Source organism: Paenarthrobacter sp. CM16 (assembly GCF_013179505.1).
Classification (GTDB): Bacteria; Actinomycetota; Actinomycetes; order Actinomycetales; family Micrococcaceae; genus Arthrobacter.
This window is the reverse complement of record NZ_JABMCX010000619.1, coordinates 1-501: the sequence shown is the minus strand read 5'-3', so window position 1 is coordinate 501 and position 501 is coordinate 1. Positions and strand designations below refer to the sequence as shown.

1 pseudogene is annotated in these 501 nt (G+C 59.7%); it reads left to right on the top strand.

What is annotated here, in order from left to right:
- Positions 1-191 (top strand): annotated as a pseudogene (locus HP499_RS24845) (gfo/Idh/MocA family oxidoreductase); the annotation flags it as partial.
- Positions 192-501: the final 310 nt, after the last annotated feature.

Genomic DNA, 501 nt, shown 5'->3' with positions numbered 1-501 from the left:
AGCGGGTGGCGGAAACCGGCGGGAGATCGTATTGGGGCGTATCCCATCAACTGCTGATCGCCGACTTCTACGCCACCTTAGGGGAGCCGGGCCAGTTTTGGATCAACCCCGCGGAGGCGGCCAAGTCGCTGGGCATCATCAAAAACATTTATGCGCAAAGCTACCCGGACATGCTTGAGAAGGTGGGCTGAAGCAAGGGTGCAAGCGTGATCCAAGTGCCCCGCCCCGGCGCTTGGCAACAATATAAGAAACTTTTGACAATCGGTTGCCAAACCCCATCAAAGTCCGTACTGTAAATCTCACACCCATAAAAGTGTGGCGCAGGCCACACACCCCCAGCTCTGACTCGCATCAGGCAAAGACTCAGTAGGAGCCGACAATGAAGTTAGGTCCCAAGGCGGCAGCAGCTGCCATCGTTCTCAGCGCCTCCCTGGCGCTCACCGCGTGCGGCGGCGGCGGTGCCGGCGCTGGAACCGGTTCAACCGGCGGCAGCAAGACCGT